General features: G+C 45.4%; 1 protein-coding gene and 1 CRISPR repeat array. The gene reads right to left on the reverse strand.

Features of this window, described 5'->3' with window-relative positions:
* Positions 1-329: 329 nt before the first annotated feature.
* Positions 330-1,034: direct repeats of the CRISPR family, unit length 39 nt; unit sequence GAGCCGCAATAAACCACACTCCCTACTAGGGATTGAAAC.
* A gap of 8 nt (positions 1,035-1,042) precedes the next feature.
* The gene (locus tag QUA97_RS28085; RefSeq protein WP_333197590.1) at positions 1,043-2,245 is read right to left on the reverse strand and encodes a glycosyltransferase family 4 protein; all 1,203 of its coding nucleotides are present in this window, start codon (positions 2,243-2,245) and stop codon (positions 1,043-1,045) included.
* Positions 2,246-2,413 lie beyond the last annotated feature (168 nt).

The raw sequence follows: 2,413 nt of genomic DNA on the forward strand, positions 1-2,413 counted from the left end.
GGGATTTAGTGGTTGAAAATATACTACGCGGGGCAATCTGCTAATATCAATGTAACTCCTGGACGTGTTGCCCAATCCATGTTGTCGCTTTTAGTTGACATTGGTACTCCTACTAAAATCCCTAAACATAGGGGAAAATTCCCCGGTTGGGAAAAAGGAAAGGTACGTACCAAGGCCCCGTGCTATCCCACTGTCAAAAAACGGGTTTCTCGACGTAAAAAGTCTTCAAGGTTAGCCATTTAATCTTCTCCCTCTTGAGTTTTTAAGCAACAGTTTGCCTGAGATTCAAAGGTCGCTACTTTTAGCTGCGCTCATTTTTTAGTCTAAACTACAGGCAATAAACTCCACTCCCTACTAGGGATTGAAACCTTTATCTTCTACTAATCTATACTTCTCACTTCAAGTCGCAATAAACCACACTCCCTACTAGGGATTGAAACTTATTCGGGCAATCTAGAGACGGATATCCCCGAGCCGCAATAAACCACACTCCCTTCTAGGGATTGAAACAAATCGGCGACAACATTGCACAAGCGGGGAAAGAGTCGCAATAAACCACACTCCCTACTAGGGATTGAAACTACCCACACGTTCAAGATGCCTAAATTTAATCGAGCCGCAATAAACCACACTCCCTACTAGGGATTGAAACAGTACGTATGGTATCAAGGGGCTAACGCACCTGAGCCGCAATAAACCACACTCCCTACTAGGGATTGAAACTTTGCGATCGAGCCAAATCAGTCACTAGCATCGATCGTCGCCGCAATAAACCACACTCCCTACTAGGGATTGAAACTTCATTTCACCTCTGGACAAACCAGAACGGGAAGGACGCAACCCGCGCAGCCGCAATAAACCACACTCCCTACTAGGGATTGAAACTTCATTTCACCACCAACCGGAATTCCCCAGATTTCGGTGAGCCGCAATAAACCACACTCCCTACTAGGGATTGAAACTTTAGGAACCCAAACATGAAAATAACATCGATCGAGCCGCAATAAACCACACTCCCTACTAGGGATTGAAACGCGCCAAACTATAAAATTATTGGCTCAAAAATAGATTGATCCTCACCCTGTTTATCCCCTCCAATAACCTCAAACAATTGATCGACTCCACAGCGCCAAGAAAAATGCTCAGCCACAAAACCAGGCCCCGCAACCCTAGCTTTGGCAGCTATTCCAGGCTGTTCGATCGCCCTGAGCATCAAATCAGTCAAATGTTCCCACTCAGGAGCTAACATAAATAAAGTTTCCCCATCGACAACCACAGCCGTAAATTTACTCTCTATCCGCAACGCAAAATCCGATCGCGTAAAATCATCCGTAGGGCCGCCCGCAGTACAGATTACCAGCAAACCGCAAGCTGCAGCCTCCAACACCGGCAGATTAAAACCTTCCGCCAAATAGGGAGAAACATAAACATCCGCAGCTTGGTACAACTCAGCTACTCGATCAAAAGATAGCTGCGTACCAGTATAAATCAATCTCGGTAAAACCCTCGCTCTTTCCGCATCGTCGAGCACCACTCGACAGGCTTCCGCAATCTCGTCTCTGGAAGGATAAAGCAGTTCAGAACCTTTTAAAACCAATCTCGCATGGGGATATTTGTCAACCACCGCAGCAAAGGCTTTTAATAAAGGGCGAATGCCTTTGCGATCCGTTTGTCCGCCGATGTTTAAAAATATAAAATAGTTTGACCAGCCGAAATTGTCCCTGAGCCATTGACGCCGATCGCCCTGGGTCGGATAATAAATCTGAGGATCGACTCCCAAAGGTACAACAGCAATGCGATCGGCCTCAACCCCGCTGCGAATTAAGCCCGCCTTTGACCACGCCGAAGGTGTAATAATTTTTACTTGTGAATTAACGGGAGTTTGGGCGATCGACCTTACCCCCATCGCATCTAATACACTGCGGGTAACAATCCCCCATTCTGTCGCTGCAAATACCCAAGTTTCGGCGCTGCTGGATACTGAAAAGTCCCACGGACAGTACATTCGCAGCGTCACGTCGGCTGACTGATTTACCGCAGGGCTGGGAATGCTGCGGAGTAATGTTTCATTTTGGCGATCGAACACACTAATTTTTGTTTCCCAAGCTGCGTCTATGTAGGGCATATCGCGGTGGAAAAGTTCTATTTCTTTTCGCGGGGGAGCCAGCATTTCTAGCAGTTGAAATTGATTTGCTACGCAGTAGGAATGATAAATAAAACGCCAGCCTTCAACAATAATCTGCAACTCAACACTCCCTCCAAAAAATTAAATTTATAGCATAATAAAGTTCGGCAACGAGCAATTTACGGGATGTAATGGAAGGAAGAAGTCATTAGTTATTAGTTATTGGTTATTGGTTATTGGTTATTAGTTATTGGTTATTGGTTATTGGTTATTGGTTATTGGTTATTG

The organism is Microcoleus sp. CZ3-B2, assembly GCF_036705055.1.
Lineage (GTDB): Bacteria > Cyanobacteriota > Cyanobacteriia > Cyanobacteriales > Microcoleaceae > Microcoleus.